The 14,475-nt window shown below is 39.9% G+C and carries 18 protein-coding genes; 4 read left to right on the plus strand and 14 right to left on the minus strand.

What is annotated here, in order from left to right:
- Positions 1-102 precede the first annotated feature (102 nt).
- The 3 genes from FJN11_RS05250 to FJN11_RS05260 are packed head-to-tail and all read right to left on the minus strand — an operon-like array spanning position 103 to position 3,257.
- Entirely contained in the window at positions 103-1,362 is a 1,260-nt protein-coding gene (locus FJN11_RS05250) for an ABC transporter permease (RefSeq protein ID WP_125409963.1), read from the minus strand.
- Position 1,363: 1 nt separating this feature from the next.
- Positions 1,364-2,065 (minus strand): ABC transporter ATP-binding protein, encoded by a 702-nt coding sequence (locus tag FJN11_RS05255; protein ID WP_000811471.1) that lies wholly within the window; start codon positions 2,063-2,065, stop codon positions 1,364-1,366.
- Entirely contained in the window at positions 2,049-3,257 is a 1,209-nt protein-coding gene (locus FJN11_RS05260; RefSeq protein WP_181146404.1) for an efflux RND transporter periplasmic adaptor subunit, read from the minus strand. Before FJN11_RS05260 ends, FJN11_RS05255 begins: the two co-directional genes overlap by 17 nt.
- 291 nt (positions 3,258-3,548) lie before the next feature.
- Between FJN11_RS05260 and gor the strand changes: the two genes are divergently transcribed.
- The gene (gene gor, locus FJN11_RS05265) at positions 3,549-4,895 is read left to right on the plus strand and encodes a glutathione-disulfide reductase (RefSeq protein ID WP_140224247.1); all 1,347 of its coding nucleotides are present in this window, start codon (positions 3,549-3,551) and stop codon (positions 4,893-4,895) included.
- A 188-nt stretch (positions 4,896-5,083) separates the two neighbouring features.
- Positions 5,084-5,620 carry a biotin transporter BioY gene (locus FJN11_RS05270; RefSeq protein WP_140224248.1) on the plus strand — a complete coding sequence of 179 codons (537 nt, stop codon included), beginning with the start codon at positions 5,084-5,086 and terminating at the stop codon, positions 5,618-5,620.
- 53 nt (positions 5,621-5,673) lie between these two features.
- Here the strand turns inward: FJN11_RS05270 and FJN11_RS05275 are convergent, their stop codons facing one another.
- Positions 5,674-5,889 carry a YdbC family protein gene (locus FJN11_RS05275; protein ID WP_000807422.1) on the minus strand — a complete coding sequence of 72 codons (216 nt, stop codon included), beginning with the start codon at positions 5,887-5,889 and terminating at the stop codon, positions 5,674-5,676.
- Positions 5,890-5,987: 98 nt separating this feature from the next.
- On the opposite strand from FJN11_RS05275, the gene FJN11_RS05280 reads away from it, so the two are divergent.
- Positions 5,988-6,308 carry a hypothetical protein gene (locus tag FJN11_RS05280; RefSeq protein ID WP_140224249.1) on the plus strand — a complete coding sequence of 107 codons (321 nt, stop codon included), beginning with the start codon at positions 5,988-5,990 and terminating at the stop codon, positions 6,306-6,308.
- Positions 6,309-6,338: 30 nt separating this feature from the next.
- On the opposite strand, the gene FJN11_RS05285 is transcribed toward FJN11_RS05280, so the two are convergent.
- The 7 genes from FJN11_RS05285 to rpsP form a co-directional block, all read right to left on the minus strand.
- Positions 6,339-6,677, minus strand: coding sequence for an ATP cone domain-containing protein (locus FJN11_RS05285; RefSeq protein WP_001196040.1), 339 nt, complete (start codon positions 6,675-6,677; stop codon positions 6,339-6,341).
- A gap of 11 nt (positions 6,678-6,688) precedes the next feature.
- Positions 6,689-7,408 (minus strand): tRNA (guanosine(37)-N1)-methyltransferase TrmD, encoded by a 720-nt coding sequence (trmD, locus tag FJN11_RS05290; protein WP_004260780.1) that lies wholly within the window; start codon positions 7,406-7,408, stop codon positions 6,689-6,691.
- The gene (rimM, locus tag FJN11_RS05295) at positions 7,398-7,916 is read right to left on the minus strand and encodes a ribosome maturation factor RimM (RefSeq protein ID WP_057487241.1); all 519 of its coding nucleotides are present in this window, start codon (positions 7,914-7,916) and stop codon (positions 7,398-7,400) included. Before rimM ends, trmD begins: the two co-directional genes overlap by 11 nt.
- Positions 7,917-7,946: 30 nt before the next feature.
- Positions 7,947-8,735, minus strand: coding sequence for an alpha/beta fold hydrolase (locus FJN11_RS05300; protein ID WP_049551869.1), 789 nt, complete (start codon positions 8,733-8,735; stop codon positions 7,947-7,949).
- Between the two features lie 107 nt (positions 8,736-8,842).
- A complete protein-coding gene (locus FJN11_RS05305; RefSeq protein WP_049551885.1) occupies positions 8,843-9,394 on the minus strand; it encodes a hypothetical protein in 552 nt (183 codons plus the stop codon).
- Between the two features lie 109 nt (positions 9,395-9,503).
- Positions 9,504-9,743 carry an RNA-binding protein KphA gene (gene kphA, locus FJN11_RS05310; protein ID WP_000379617.1) on the minus strand — a complete coding sequence of 80 codons (240 nt, stop codon included), beginning with the start codon at positions 9,741-9,743 and terminating at the stop codon, positions 9,504-9,506.
- A 19-nt stretch (positions 9,744-9,762) separates the two neighbouring features.
- Positions 9,763-10,035 carry a 30S ribosomal protein S16 gene (gene rpsP / locus FJN11_RS05315; protein WP_000268760.1) on the minus strand — a complete coding sequence of 91 codons (273 nt, stop codon included), beginning with the start codon at positions 10,033-10,035 and terminating at the stop codon, positions 9,763-9,765.
- A gap of 467 nt (positions 10,036-10,502) precedes the next feature.
- Between rpsP and FJN11_RS05320 the strand changes: the two genes are divergently transcribed.
- Entirely contained in the window at positions 10,503-11,306 is an 804-nt protein-coding gene (locus tag FJN11_RS05320; RefSeq protein WP_023946405.1) for a peptidylprolyl isomerase, read from the plus strand.
- 55 nt (positions 11,307-11,361) lie between these two features.
- On the opposite strand, the gene FJN11_RS05325 is transcribed toward FJN11_RS05320, so the two are convergent.
- The 3 genes from FJN11_RS05325 to rlmN are packed head-to-tail and all read right to left on the minus strand — an operon-like array spanning position 11,362 to position 14,472.
- Entirely contained in the window at positions 11,362-12,903 is a 1,542-nt protein-coding gene (locus FJN11_RS05325) for an ABC-F family ATP-binding cassette domain-containing protein (RefSeq protein ID WP_140224250.1), read from the minus strand.
- A gap of 1 nt (position 12,904) precedes the next feature.
- On the minus strand, positions 12,905-13,387 hold the full coding sequence (locus tag FJN11_RS05330) for a VanZ family protein (protein WP_125431039.1): 483 nt from the start codon (positions 13,385-13,387) through the stop codon (positions 12,905-12,907).
- Entirely contained in the window at positions 13,387-14,472 is a 1,086-nt protein-coding gene (rlmN, locus tag FJN11_RS05335; protein ID WP_000804760.1) for a dual-specificity RNA methyltransferase RlmN, read from the minus strand. The genes FJN11_RS05330 and rlmN overlap by 1 nt, the downstream gene beginning before the upstream one ends.
- Positions 14,473-14,475: the final 3 nt, after the last annotated feature.

The raw sequence follows: 14,475 nt of genomic DNA on the forward strand, positions 1-14,475 counted from the left end.
TGAAACCTGTTTTTCTAACACTTCATTATATCACATTTTTAAGGATTTTCGATAGGGAAATCTATATAAAAACAAGATAGACGAGTGTCCATCTTGTTGATTTTATTCATAACGAAGGGCTTCAATTGGATCAAGTTTCGATGCCTTGTTGGCTGGCAAAACTCCAAAAATCATACCCACGCTAGCCGAAACTGCAAGACTAAATAGGGCAACCGGGATTGACACTCCTACTTCTATACCCGCAATCAATCCTTGCAAGAGTATGCCAGCTATAGCGGTTAAGCCTGTCGCAATGGTTAAACCAATGACTCCACCAAGCAAGGTCAATATCATGGATTCAATCAAAAACTGGATTAAAATATTAGCACGTGTTGCACCCAAAGCCTTACGGAGACCAATCTCACGGGTACGCTCTGTAACAGAAACCAGCATGATGTTCATAACACCAGTCCCTCCAACAAAAAGTGAAATTCCTGCAATGGCACTAATAATCGTAGTTATAAAGCCGAACAGTTGTTGTACTTCTTGGAAGGCTGCAGTCGCATCTGCCACCTGATACTCCCCTTGCTGAAGACCAGCAATCTCGGTCAATTTTCTAGCTAATTCTGGTCCCACTGTTGGTGTCAAACTTGTATCATTGACACGGAAGACAATATCAGAAATTTCATCCATATTGAAGTTATTGGCAAGAGAAATATTAGTCGTAATTGGAAGTCCACCAATACCAAAAGTCTTGGCAGTCTTGGCCTCATCGCTGGTATAGACACCAATGACACGATAGCTAAAGCCACCGACATCTATAACCTGGTTAACAGCTTCTTGAGCAGATCCAAACAGGCTATTAGCAAGTTCTTGGTCTAGCAAAATGACACTGGCCACATCTTTATAATCCTGAGCTATGAAACTGCGGCCTGCAACAATTTCATTTTCAACCGCCTTCATGTAAGTAATATTTCCACCTGTTAAGCTAGCACGATCCACTTTTTTGTCTTTATAAGACAGGGTGGTATTGGTCGAGTTGGTTACATAGTAACTATCTACACCTTTAACTTTAGCAGCCTCCTTGACCCAAGCTTCTTGTGGTTTTGGTGGTTCCACAGGAACTTCCTCTTCTTTCCCAGAAACTGTCAATGCTGATTGTTTTTGGGTAAAAGAGCCATCTTTACTTTTAATAGGTGAGAAAAAAACATGGATATTCTTCTGTGACTTGGTCATATTTTTATTGACCTGACGAGACATAGAATCTCCCAGAGCCATAATCACAACAACTGATGAAACACCAATGATAATCCCAATCATAGTGAGAAAAGAGCGCATTTTATGTGCCATGATAGATGAAAAGGCAAATTTCAGATTCTGCATCTTAGTTTTCCTCCTTTTCTAACTGAGCACTATCAGATGAAATAACTCCATCTCGAATGACAATCTGGCGTTTGGCATAAGCAGCGATCTCAGGCTCATGCGTTACCATGATAATGGTTTTTCCTTCTTTATTTAGTTCAACCAATAGTTGCATAATTTGATTCCCTGTTTTGGTATCCAAGGCTCCTGTCGGTTCGTCCGCTAGAATAATAGAAGGATTATTTACCAAGGCACGCGCAATAGCCACACGTTGCTTTTGACCACCAGATAATTCCGAAGGCAAATGGTGACTACGTTCTGTCAATTCAACTTTATCTAGATATTCCTCAGCTAACTTGCGCCGTTTTGAAGCCGAAACTCCTGCGTAAATTAAGGGTAATTCTACATTTTGCAGAGCATTGAGTTTAGATAGAAGAAAGAACTGCTGAAAGACAAATCCGATTTGTTGGTTGCGGACCTTGGCTAGTTGTTTTTCACCTAGTCCAGCCACTTCTTGACCTTCAAGATAATACTCTCCACTGGTTGGTGTATCCAACATGCCAATCGTGTTCATGAGGGTTGACTTACCAGAACCAGATGGTCCCATGATGGCAACAAATTCACCCTCATTCACTTCTAGGTTGATATTTTTGAGAACCTGCAGTTCTTGGTCACCGTTACGGTAGCTTCTGCAGATATTTTTTAGACTAATTAGTTGCTTCATCAGCCTTCACCTCTTTTCCTTCCTCTAGAGAAGACGTTGGGTTACTGATGACCTTGACTCCATTTGTCAGACCTGAAGTGATTTCTTGGTTGTCTGCATCAGCATTGCCCAAACCAACTTCCACTTTCTTGGCCTTTTTCTGCTCGTCAAGTACCCAGACATAGTTCTTATCATTTTCAGTCACAACACTTGTTAAAGGAACCAGAATAGCTTTACTCTTATTCTTAACCTCAACACTTACTGAGAATCCTTGTTTCAAGTCACCGATTTCACTTGTAACATCGATGGTATATGGATATTTAGAACCAGAATTACCACCTGCTGCGGCAGTAGCTGCACTTGCTGCTTCACCATTGTTTTTAGGGTAGTCAGAAATGTAGCTAATCTTACCAGTCCAGCTCTTATCTTGGTAAACTTTAGAAGTAAAAGTTACTTCTTGACCTACAGATAAGTTAGCGAGGTTATATTCAGATAGTTCCCCCTTAACTTGCAAATTTTCATTGCTAACGACATGAACTACCACCTGGCTAGCTCCAGTTGGAGATTTAGAAACATTACGGTTGACTTCGACCACAGTTCCTTCTAGAGTGCTGAGGACCGTCATGGCATCCAACTGACTTTGAGCCTTGCTTAATTGTGCTGCTGCATCTGCACGAGCATCACGCGCATCCCCTAGTTGCGCATCAATAGATGACACTGCATTTCCTGAGACTGGAGCTGGAGTTTGGGCTGTTGCACCTTCGCCTCCTGCTGGCGCTGGTAACTGTGGAGCCGGAGCTGAAGCGGCTTCATTTCGTGCTTGATTGAGTTCATTGATATGACGATCTGCCTTAGCTACTGCTCGACTAGCTGAATCATAGGCCGCCTGCGCTTCTGAACTACTGTACTTGACTAAAGCCTGTCCTTCACTGACTTTATCACCCACAGAAACACGAATTTCATCTAAATCACCCTTACTAGCATCAAAATAAACATATTGTTCATTTTTTGCTGTTACTGTCCCTGACAATAAAACAGAGGATGCCACGCTTCCTTCCTTGGCAACAACAAGATGAGTAGGCTCATCTTTTACAGCAGTCTGAGAAGGTTGTCTAAAGAGTAAAATGCCCCCAGCACCCAATACAACTACACTTGCAGCACCGATTGCTGCATACAATTGCCACTTTTTAGCTTTACGATTCTTCTTCATAATGAAACTCCTTTTTGATTTAAAGTCCTTAACAATATTATATAAAAATTAGCAAATATAAACAATAACAGTTCAGAACGAAATAATGACATTTCGGGATTTGATTATTGTTCGGAATCTATTTTTTACTACCATTGTACTAGTTATATAATACACTTTATTTTTCCTTTTTGCAAGCCTTTTCTTTAATTTTTTTAAACGTAGCAGATTTTTGCAATCAGATAAAAAAAAAGATAGAATATGACTATCAAAAAATGACACTCTACTATTTAAAAGAGTACAAAGGAGTTTTTAATGAGAGAATATGATATCATTGCTATCGGTGGAGGTAGCGGAGGAATTGCTACCATGAACCGTGCTGGTGAACACGGAGCTAAAGCGGCCGTTATTGAGGAAAAGAAATTAGGTGGAACCTGCGTCAATGTCGGTTGTGTTCCTAAAAAAATCATGTGGTACGGAGCACAAATCGCTGAGACTTTCCATCAATTTGGAGAAGACTACGGCTTTAAGACTACTGATCTTAACTTTGACTTTGCAACCCTACGTCGCAATCGTGAAGCCTATATTGATCGCGCTCGTTCTTCTTATGATGGCAGTTTTAAACGCAACGGTGTAGACTTGATTGAAGGTCATGCTGAATTTGTAGATTCTCATACTGTCAGCGTAAATGGTGAGCTGATTCGTGCTAAACATATCGTGATTGCTACTGGTGCCCATCCAAGTATTCCAAACATTCCCGGTGCTGAACTAGGTGGCTCTTCTGATGATGTATTTGCCTGGGAAGAATTGCCAGAGTCAGTTGCAATTCTAGGCGCGGGTTATATCGCTGTTGAATTGGCTGGCGTACTCCACACCTTTGGTGTCAAAACAGATCTCTTTGTTCGTCGTGATCGTCCTTTACGTGGTTTTGATTCTTACATCGTTGAAGGTCTGGTAAAGGAAATGGAAAGAACAAAATTACCACTTCATACTTACAAAGTTCCTGCTAAGTTAGAAAAAACTGCTGAAGGCATTACCATTCATTTCGAAGATGGTACTAGTCACACAGCTAGTCAAGTTATCTGGGCTACTGGTCGCCGTCCAAACATTAAGGGCTTGCAACTTGAAAAAGCTGGAGTAACTCTGAACGAACGTGGCTTTATCCAAGTGGATGAATACCAAAATACTGTTGTTGAGGGAATCTACGCTCTAGGTGATGTAACAGGCGAAAAAGAACTAACTCCAGTTGCTATCAAGGCTGGACGTACTTTGTCTGAGCGTCTCTTTAACGGAAAAACAACTGCTAAAATGGACTACACAACTATTCCAACTGTTGTCTTTTCACACCCTGCTATCGGAACTGTTGGATTGACAGAAGAGCAAGCTATTAAAGAATACGGTCAAGACCAAATCAAGGTTTACAAATCAAGCTTTACTTCTATGTACTCTGCTTGCACCAGCAATCGTCAAGAAACTCGTTTCAAATTGATCACAGCTGGTTCAGAAGAAAAAGTTGTCGGACTTCATGGAATTGGCTACGGGGTTGATGAAATGATTCAAGGATTTGCTGTTGCTATCAAAATGGGAGCAACCAAGGCAGACTTTGATGCAACTGTGGCGATTCACCCAACTGCATCTGAAGAATTTGTAACTATGCGTTAATCGAAATAAAAGAAGCTGATACAAATGTGTCTGCTTCTTTTTTGATGATTTACGAATCGATGAAAACAACTTACTCAGTCAGCAAATCGGCTGTTACAGTATTTGTTACCTTGTTTTTAAAAATTGGTTGACAATAATTACTCTACGAGTATAATAGTTACTATACATCAGAAAAGAGGTTAACTATTTTGAAAAAAGCTCACGTTTATGCTATCCCTGCTATTGGGGCTGCTCTCATTGCTGTTTTGGCACAAATCAGTCTTCCAATTGGACCTGTTCCCTTCACTCTGCAAAACTTTGCAATCGGCTTGATTGCTACTGTCTTTAGACCTAGAGAGGCTGTACTTTCTGTTGGACTCTATCTTCTTTTAGGTGCAATCGGTCTTCCTGTCTTTGCAGGAGGTGGAGCAGGATTTCAGGCTTTAGTTGGCCCTACTGCAGGATATCTTTGGTTTTATCTTGTTTATTCTGGACTTACTTCATCTCTAACTGACAGCAAGAGTGGAGTTGTCAAGATTTTTCTTGCAAACCTCTTGGGTGATGCCCTTGTCTTTGTCGGCGGGATTCTAAGCTTGCATTTCCTAGCTGGAATGGCATTTGAAAAAGCTCTTGTGGTGGGGGTTCTTCCCTTTATCATTCCAGACCTTGGTAAACTTCTTGCTATTAGTCTTATTAGTCGTCCACTACTTCAACGCCTTAAAAATCAGGCTTACTTTGCTAACTAAAAAAGGATATCGAGTTGTCATGACTCAATATCCTTTTCTTTCATTTTGAAAACTTAGTTTCCTTTAAAGGCATCCACCATGGTTTGAAATTCTTCATTGGAGAGAGTAATCCCTTTGCCCATTTTAGTATGATCTGGACTCCAAGCACGAATATCAAACTTTGCAGGAGCACCATTAAAGCTCACACGGTTGATTTCCTTGGTCCAACCTTTTTCGTTTTCAGAAAGAGTCAACAAGTGCTCTTCGATTTCAAATGTAAATTCTGCCATTTTCTTCTCCTTTTTTAGCTTTCATTTGATTATTCGTAAAATCTTGTAGATTTTAGGAAAATTTTATATAATATTGATATAAAAGAAGGGAGGCCAATATGAGACATAAATTCCAGCAAGTTCTTGATAAAATACATGACTTTTTAAATGGATATGACCAATCAGACCAGACTGAAAGCAACTCCCTTACAGCCACTATTGAAGAGGCTATCCAGAAACAAACCGCTGTTCACCTTATCTTGTCTGAGACAAGTTTTACAGGTGACATCATCAAATACGATCAGCAACGCCAGCAAATTATCGTGAAAAATTTTGCCAAAAATGTGACCCGTATTATCCGCATAAGCGATATTCAACGCCTGCGATTTGTCCCTTCAACTGTCCAAACAGCCCAAAAAAATAGATTTAAGAAAGAGTGAGATGTAGTTGCTTCATCCCACTCTTTTTTCTTAGCGAATTTGTTCAAAATGTAAATGAACGGCGATATGATCTCCATAACCACTTCTTTCCAAGTCACGTTGTAAACGATAGGAAATGTAGTGTTCAGCAATGGTAATGTAACCTGCACCCAGTAAACGATGTTCAACCATAGACTGAATCATGCTGATAGTAGCGCGTTCTACCTTGGCTTCTTCCAAGTCCAAAACCACTTTCTTAGTGACTTGTGCAAGGTTTTGACGCAAATCATCTGTCAATACATAGACAGTTTGTGCTGCCTTTAAGATAGCTTGGTAAATCTTATCTGGATTAAATTCAGCAATTTCTCCATCACGTTTGATTACTTGCATAGGTATCTCCTTTATTCTTTGTTTTCTTTGATTTCTGCCAGCATTTTTTCTTCTTCTGCTGTCAGTTGATAATTTTCTAACAAATCCGGTCTGCGCTCGTAGGTTTTCTTTAAGCTCTCATACAATCGCCACTGACGAATCTTTTCATGGTGCCCGCTCATCAGTACATCTGGCACGACCATGCCTCGATAATCATAGGGACGTGTGTACTGAGGATATTCAAGAAGGCCAGAAGAAAAACTATCATCTTGGTGGCTAGACTCCTTGCCAATCACTTCTGGAATCAGGCGAACCGTCGCATCAATCATGGTCATGGCCGCCAACTCGCCACCAGTGAGGACATAATCGCCTAGGGAAATCTCATCTGTCACCAAGGTCTTAATTCGCTCATCATAGCCCTCATAGTGACCGCAGATAAAGATCAGTTCCTCTTCTTTGGCCAAATCCTCAGCGTAAGCTTGATCAAACTGTTTCCCAGCAGGATCGAGGAGAATGACGCGCGGATTTTTCTTTTCAATAGCATCAAAAGCATCGAAAATGGGTTGGGCTCGGAGCAACATCCCCTGACCGCCTCCGTATGGCTCGTCATCTACATGGCGGGCCTTTTCAGCATTTTCTCGAAAATTATGATACTGGATATCCAAGAGCCCCTTTTCTCGAGCCTTTCCAACGATTGAGTGCTCCAGTGGAGAGAACATCTCTGGAAAGAGGGTTAAAATATCAATCTTCATCGTCTAACCCTTCTAAGATTTCCACATCGACCCGGTTATTCGGAATATCAACATTGAGAACCACTGGTGGAATATAAGGTAAAAGCAAGTCACGTTTACCTTTTCGCTTGACCACCCAGACATCGTTGGCACCTGGTTGTAGGATTTCCTTGATGGTTCCAATCAAGTTATCACCCTCATAGACTTCCAAACCGATAATCTCGTGATAATAAAATTCACCATCGTCTAGGTCATTCAAATCTTCCTCAGCAACCTTGAGACTGTATCCCTTGTACTTTTCAATAGCATTGATATGGTACATATCTTTGAATTTAATAATGTCAAAGTTCTTCTGTTTACGGTGGCTAGCGATGGTCACTGTTTGAACAAACTGATCTTTTTCATCAAACAAGGCTAGCTCAGTACCTTTTTTAAACCGTTCTTCTGCAAAATCCGTCACAGACAAGACTCGCATCTCACCCTGCAACCCCTGCGTATTGACGATTTTCCCAACATTAAAGTAGTTCATCTTGTCTCCTGTACTCTATTTCTTTCCATCTTATTCGGACAATTCTCGAATAATAGTCACAATTTTTTCTGATTCTGACCATTGTAAATAATGGTGATTCCCTCCTAAAATAAGTTTAGTATTGGAAGTCCAATATTCTGATTCTCTGTACTCTTTTTCTCTATAAGGCTGACAAAAAATAAATACAGGGACATGAGATTCTATCGATACATTCTCAAAATCTTCCTCAGTAATCTCTCCAGATATATGAAATCCAGTATCTTGATTTTCCAACTCTGACCCTTTTTCTTGCATTAATTCCCAGATTTCTTTATTAGTTTCAGGGCTAAATGTCTCTTGAGTTAAGTTCTTAAAATAAAGTTCAGGACCACACTCCTCAATCAGCCTCATCTGCTTTTCCATTTCTGGATAAGGATTTTCTGAAAAATCAGCAAACATGACGTTTTTAGTTGTCGGTTCCATTGCTACTAAAGCCTGACACTTAATTGGTTTCTTGAGCAATTTACAAGCTAAAATTCCACTCAAACTATGTGCACAAAGTATGTATTCAGAAATCGCCAATTCTTCAAGTACTTTATAAACCGCATCTGCAAGATTATCTAGATTTTTTCCAGCTTGGTCATGAATCGGACTCCAACCTGTGTTCGGAAAATCAATTGTCAAATAACCAATTGTAGGAGGAAGTTTTTCAAGTATAAGTGAAAAATTTTCATAACTTGGTAGCAAACCTACGCCACTTAAACAAACTAGCATTTTCTTTTGCTTTTGATAAGTAACAGAGAGACTACCAATTTCTGTAGATACTTCAAACCTCTTCATAAAGAAATCCACTCGTTCTATATAATGAATTATTAAAAATCCTTATCCTTTATTTTATCACGTTCCAAGGATTTTCTCAAGTTGGAGGAAAATACATAGAGGGCCCGCTATAGTCCAAAAAGTGCTAATATTTTCCTCTTTAATGTTAATTTATATTTGAAAGATGAGATATTTACATTCCCGTTATACATATTGCTATAAAATGTATATTCCCCAATTTCACCCTGACTTGTTTTCCATTTCATTCTTAAACTAGGCATGTTCTCTGGTAAATTTGTATGAATCAATAAGCATGTATAATTCTTTAAATTTTTAACTGTATGCAGTTTATTATTTACAATCAAACAATCGTTTCTTGAATCATAGTTTAAAGAATAAAATTCTACTATTTCAATATCAACTTCCTTTGGATAAAAAATCAAATGGTTATAATGTTTATCATTTTCATCATGTTTAAACTCATATATATGATGAAATCTCGTATGTAAGGAATCAAATTCGATTGGTTTAATTACCTGAATTTCGATATTATTGATATAGGCCTTATTCTGAAAACTAATTTTTAAAATTACACCTATAAAAGTCGAAATCTGTAAAATTCGCAATAACCAATCAATGTACATTGCCCAATCTATGTTTAAAATACAATCAATGTTCATTCTTTTCCAGCCCCCCTTTAAAAAGCCTTCCAAATCACGTTCATGTTGGTACTTAATGGCTGCAATTTTACACTTCTCACAAAAAAGCGAGACATTCGTCCCGCCCTTCTTATTTTTCGTCAATAACGATTCTTACTTTTTTGTCTTCAGTTGGGACAGAGTAGACAATCGTTCTTATCGCAGAAATAGTGCGACCCTTACGACCGATTACACGACCCACATCACTTTGATCAAGATCCAAATGATATTCCAAAAATTCTGGTGTATCTTCAATCTTGATAGTTAAGGCATCTGGTTGTGAAATCAAGGGTTTCACAATCGCAATAATGAGATTTTCAATCGTATCCATCTGTCAACCTACTTTAAACTTATTTTGAGAATTTAGAATCGTGGAATTTCTTCAATACACCTTCTTTTGAAAGGATGTTGCGAACTGTATCTGAAGGTTGAGCTCCATCAGCCAACCATGCAAGAACGCGGTCTTCTTTCAAAGTTACTTGGTTTTCAGCAACAAGTGGGTTGTAAGTTCCAACTGTTTCAATGAAACGTCCGTCACGTGGTGAACGTGAATCTGCTACGTTGATACGGTAGAAAGGTTTTTTCTTAGAACCCATACGAGTCAAACGGATTTTAACTGCCATTTTTAAATTCTCTTTTCTTATTTTTTTTATTTCGGTGAAATAGCTGAGCTATTTAGCACATGTTCTATTATATCAGATTTCTGGCAGGTGTCAAGAAAAAAACTTGACAGACTATAAATTTTTTAAACCATTTATAAATTTGTTAGAAGTAGGAAATAAATGTTTGAAAGAGGCTATCAGTGAATACTATTTTAGAAACATTTTATAAAGACCACCAAGTCACGACCTTCATGACCATTTTTCAGAAGAAGAATTAGCTGGTCACTTTTCGATTCGTGGTTATAAAATAACTCCAAAAGGAAAGCACATACTGGAACATACCAGGACATTGTTGACCGTCATCCAAAGAAAAATCTCTAAGCAAGCGACTTTTTGGTTGGCTCCTCTAAAACTACCTTGTCACTAATATTTGAAATCCCCTTCTTTTTAGGGTACAATGGTAGAAATGAATTTTTGAGAGGAATAGAATGAAAAAACTAGCAACCCTTCTTTTACTGTCCACTGTAGCCCTAGCTGGATGCAGCAGCATCCAACGCAGCCTGCGTGGTGATGACTATGTTGATTCCAGTCTTGCTGCTGAAGAAAGTTCCAAAGCAGCTGCCCAATCTGCCAAAGAGTTAAACGATGCTTTAACAAACGAAAACGCCAATTTCCCACAACTATCTAAAGAAGTTGCTGAAGACGAGGCTGAAGTGATTCTCCACACAAGTCAAGGAGATATCCGTATCAAACTCTTCCCTAAACTCGCTCCTCTAGCGGTTGAAAACTTCCTCACTCATGCCAAAGAAGGCTACTATAACGGCATTACCTTCCACCGTGTCATCGATGGCTTCATGGTTCAAACTGGAGATCCAAAAGGGGACGGTACAGGTGGTCAGTCCATTTGGCATGACAAAGATAAGACTAAAGACAAGGGAACTGGTTTCAAAAACGAGATTACTCCTTATCTCTATAACATCCGTGGCGCTCTTTCTATGGCTAACACTGGTCAACCAAACACCAATGGTAGCCAGTTCTTCATCAACCAAAACTCTACAGATACCTCTGCTAAACTCCCTACAAGCAAGTATCCAAAGAAAATCATCGAAGCCTATAAAGAAGGGGGAAACCCTAGTCTAGATGGCAAACACCCAGTCTTTGGTCAAGTGATTGACGGTATGGATGTTGTAGATAAAATTGCCAAAGCCGAAAAAGATGAAAAAGACAAGCCAACGACTGCTATTACTATCGATAGCATCGAAGTGGTGAAAGACTACAATTTTAAATCATAAAAACCAAAAAAATACAGTATCCACATTCGGTACTGTATTTCTTTTACTCTCATTCTTAAGTTAAATTATTAAAATCCCAGATTTGGTCCATCCAGCCTTCATAGAAGTCTGGTTCGTGGCAGACCATAAGGATAGACCCCTTGTATTCTTTGAGAGCACGTTTGAGTTCATCCTTGGCATCCACATCCAAGTGGTTGGTCGGCTCGTCCAGCACTAAAACGTTGTTTTCACGATTCATCAAGAGACAGAAACGCACTTTTGCTTGTTCCCCACCTGACAAGACTTGAATTTGGCTTTCAATATGCTTGGTTGTCAAACCACAACGGGCAAGGGCTGCACGGACATCTGCTTGGTTGAGGGCCGGAAAGGCATTCCAGACAGCCTCTAGTGGGGTTTGGCGATTACCACCTTCTACTTCCTGTTCAAAATAACCAAGTTCTAGGTAGTCACCGCGTTCAACTTCCCCAGCAATTGGTGGAATAATACCTAAGAGAGATTTTAAGAGAGTTGTTTTCCCGATACCATTGGCACCGATAATAGCAACCTTTTGATTACGTTCAAAGGTAAGATTTAAAGGCTTGGTCAGAGGACGGTCATAACCAATCTGCAAATCCTTGGCTTGGAAGATAAAGCGCCCTGGCGTACGAGCTGGTTTGAAATCAAATGATGGTTTTGGTTTCTCACTTTGCAATTCGATAATATCCATCTTATCCAATTTCTTCTGACGGGACATGGCCATGTTTCGTGTTGCAACACGCGCTTTGTTTCGGGCAACAAAGTCCTTAAGGTCGGCAATCTCTTTCTGCTGACGTTCGTAGGCTGCCTCTAGCTGAGATTTCTTCATAGCATAGACTTCTTGGAACTGGTAGTAGTCACCAGAGTAACGCGTCAGCTGTTGATTTTCCACATGATAGACAATATTAATAACATCATTGAGGAATGGAATATCGTGTGAAATAAGGACAAAGGCATTCTCATAGTTTTGGAGATAGCGCTTGAGCCAATCAATATGCTCAGCATCCAAATAGTTGGTCGGCTCGTCCAAAAGCAAGATATCGGGCTTTTCAAGGAGGAGTTTAGCCAAAAGCACCTTGGTTCTTTGCCCACCTGACAAAGAGGTTACATCCGTATCCATGCCAAAGTCCATGACACCAAGGGCACGCGCTACTTCATCAATCTTAGCATCCAAAGTATAGAAATCACGACTCTCTAAACGGTCTTGAAGTTCTCCCACTTCTTCCATGAGAGCATCAACATCCGCTCCGTCTTCAGCCATTTCCATATAGAGGTCATTGATACGGACTTCAGCTTTGAATAGCTCATCAAAGGCCGTACGGAGAACATCGCGTACCGACTGCCCTTCAGCAAGGACGGAGTGCTGATCCAAGTAACCAGCAGTCACATATTTGGACCACTCAACCTTCCCTTCATCTGGCAGCATTTTACCAGTCACAATGCTCATAAAGGTTGATTTCCCTTCACCATTGGCACCAACCAGACCGATATGTTCCCCCTTGAGGAGACGGAAGGACACATCTTCAAAAATTGCACGGTCACCAAAACCGTGACTCAGATTTTTAACTTCTAAAATACTCATTTTAATTCCTTATCTTGTTTTTATGTAATTGTTTATAGAGAAGCCAAGCCAGATAGCCACCCAAGGTATTGGTCCACAAATCATCAATCTCAAAGACGCGATTAAAATCAAAGAAAAAATCCAAAACCAACTGCGTACACTCAATTCCAAGACTCACAAGAAAACTGAAAAAAATCACTTTTCTTGTTTTCCGCAAGTTTGGAAAGAGATAAAGGAGTTGAAACACCAAAGGAAAAAGTAAGAAGACATTAAGGATATTTTGTAGAAAAATCCAATATAATTGTCCAATGTCACTCACTTCACCTAGTTTCCAGAGAGAATTGAAAGGAGTCAAAAGAAAAACCAGGCGTCCAAGATGCTGAATACCTGGAGTTTCCACTCCCACGGGAGAATGTTCTTGAGGAGTAAAGCAAAAATAGACAATGCAAATGCTATAGAAAATAACTCCCCAGACCAAAATATGATTATAAGTCTTCTTCATCATTAAGGGTTGACTGCTGCGACTGCCTTCTGGCGGTCACGTTTCATTGTATTAGAACGCAATTGTCCACAAGCTGCATCAATATCAGTACCATGCTCTTGACGAACAACACAGTTAACCCCTTTTTTCTTAAGCGTATCATAGAAGGCCAGGACTCGCTCTTTAGGACTACGGCTATATTGGTCATGCTCACTAACTGGGTTATAAGGAATCAAGTTGACATAAGACAATTTCTTGATATTCTTGAGCAATTCAGCCAATTCCAAGGCTTGTTCTACACCGTCATTGACTTCATTGAGCATGATATACTCAAAGGTCACACGGCGATTGGTTGTTTCGATATAGTACTCAATAGCCGCAAAGAGTTTTTCAATTGGAAAGGCACGGTTAATCTTCATGATGCTTGAGCGCAGTTCATTATTAGGTGCGTGAAGGGAAACGGCAAGATTGACCTGAACTCCTTCATTAGCAAAATCACGAATTTTATGGGCCAAACCTGAGGTTGAAACCGTAATGTGACGAGCACCGATGGCCATTCCCTTGTCATCATTGATAGTACGGACGAAATTCAAGACATTGTTGTAGTTATCAAAGGGCTCACCGATACCCATGACAACGATATGGCTGACGCGTTCATCCTGACCACGCTCATCAAAGTATTTCTGAACCAGCATGATTTGCGCTACGATTTCCCCATTATTGAGGTCACGTTGTTTCTTAATCAAACCAGAGGCACAGAAGGTACAACCGATATTACAGCCGACCTGAGTGGTCACACAGACAGATAAACCGTAGTGTTGACGCATGAGTACTGTCTCAATCAACATACCATCTGGCAATTCAAAAAGATACTTGACAGTACCATCAGCAGACTCTTGAACGATACGTTGTTTCAAGGGATTGACCACAAACTGGTCATTAAGCTTAGCAATCAAATCCTTGGAAAGGTTGGTCATCTCTTCAAATGACTGAACACGTTTACGGTAAAGCCATTCCCAGATTTGATCTGCACGGAATTTCTTTTCTCCCTGCTCCAAAACCCATTCCTGCATGGTTTGACGTGTTAAACTATAAATTGACGGTTTCATTTC

The organism is Streptococcus symci (assembly GCF_006385165.1).
GTDB classification, from domain to species: domain Bacteria; phylum Bacillota; class Bacilli; order Lactobacillales; family Streptococcaceae; genus Streptococcus; species Streptococcus symci.

Bases quoted from the DNA above. Each gene is read 5' to 3' on its own strand.
- gor (WP_140224247.1), top strand. From the start codon at position 3,549: ATGAGAGAATATGATATCATTGCTATCGGTGGAGGTAGCGGAGGAATT.
- FJN11_RS05320 (WP_023946405.1), top strand. From the start codon at position 10,503: ATGAAAAAACTAGCAACCCTTCTTTTACTGTCCACTGTAGCCCTAGCT.
- rlmN (WP_000804760.1), bottom strand. From the start codon at position 14,472: ATGAAACCGTCAATTTATAGTTTAACACGTCAAACCATGCAGGAATGG.
- FJN11_RS05255 (WP_000811471.1), bottom strand. From the start codon at position 2,065: ATGAAGCAACTAATTAGTCTAAAAAATATCTGCAGAAGCTACCGTAAC.
- kphA (WP_000379617.1), bottom strand. From the start codon at position 9,743: ATGGATACGATTGAAAATCTCATTATTGCGATTGTGAAACCCTTGATT.
- rpsP (WP_000268760.1), bottom strand. From the start codon at position 10,035: ATGGCAGTTAAAATCCGTTTGACTCGTATGGGTTCTAAGAAAAAACCT.
- FJN11_RS05285 (WP_001196040.1), bottom strand. From the start codon at position 6,677: ATGCAAGTAATCAAACGTGATGGAGAAATTGCTGAATTTAATCCAGAT.
- FJN11_RS05275 (WP_000807422.1), bottom strand. From the start codon at position 5,889: ATGGCAGAATTTACATTTGAAATCGAAGAGCACTTGTTGACTCTTTCT.
- FJN11_RS05250 (WP_125409963.1), bottom strand. From the start codon at position 1,362: ATGCAGAATCTGAAATTTGCCTTTTCATCTATCATGGCACATAAAATG.
- FJN11_RS05305 (WP_049551885.1), bottom strand. From the start codon at position 9,394: ATGAACATTGATTGTATTTTAAACATAGATTGGGCAATGTACATTGAT.
- FJN11_RS05300 (WP_049551869.1), bottom strand. From the start codon at position 8,735: ATGAAGAGGTTTGAAGTATCTACAGAAATTGGTAGTCTCTCTGTTACT.
- FJN11_RS05280 (WP_140224249.1), top strand. From the start codon at position 5,988: ATGAGACATAAATTCCAGCAAGTTCTTGATAAAATACATGACTTTTTA.
- FJN11_RS05325 (WP_140224250.1), bottom strand. From the start codon at position 12,903: ATGAGTATTTTAGAAGTTAAAAATCTGAGTCACGGTTTTGGTGACCGT.
- trmD (WP_004260780.1), bottom strand. From the start codon at position 7,408: ATGAAGATTGATATTTTAACCCTCTTTCCAGAGATGTTCTCTCCACTG.
- FJN11_RS05330 (WP_125431039.1), bottom strand. From the start codon at position 13,387: ATGATGAAGAAGACTTATAATCATATTTTGGTCTGGGGAGTTATTTTC.
- rimM (WP_057487241.1), bottom strand. From the start codon at position 7,916: ATGAACTACTTTAATGTTGGGAAAATCGTCAATACGCAGGGGTTGCAG.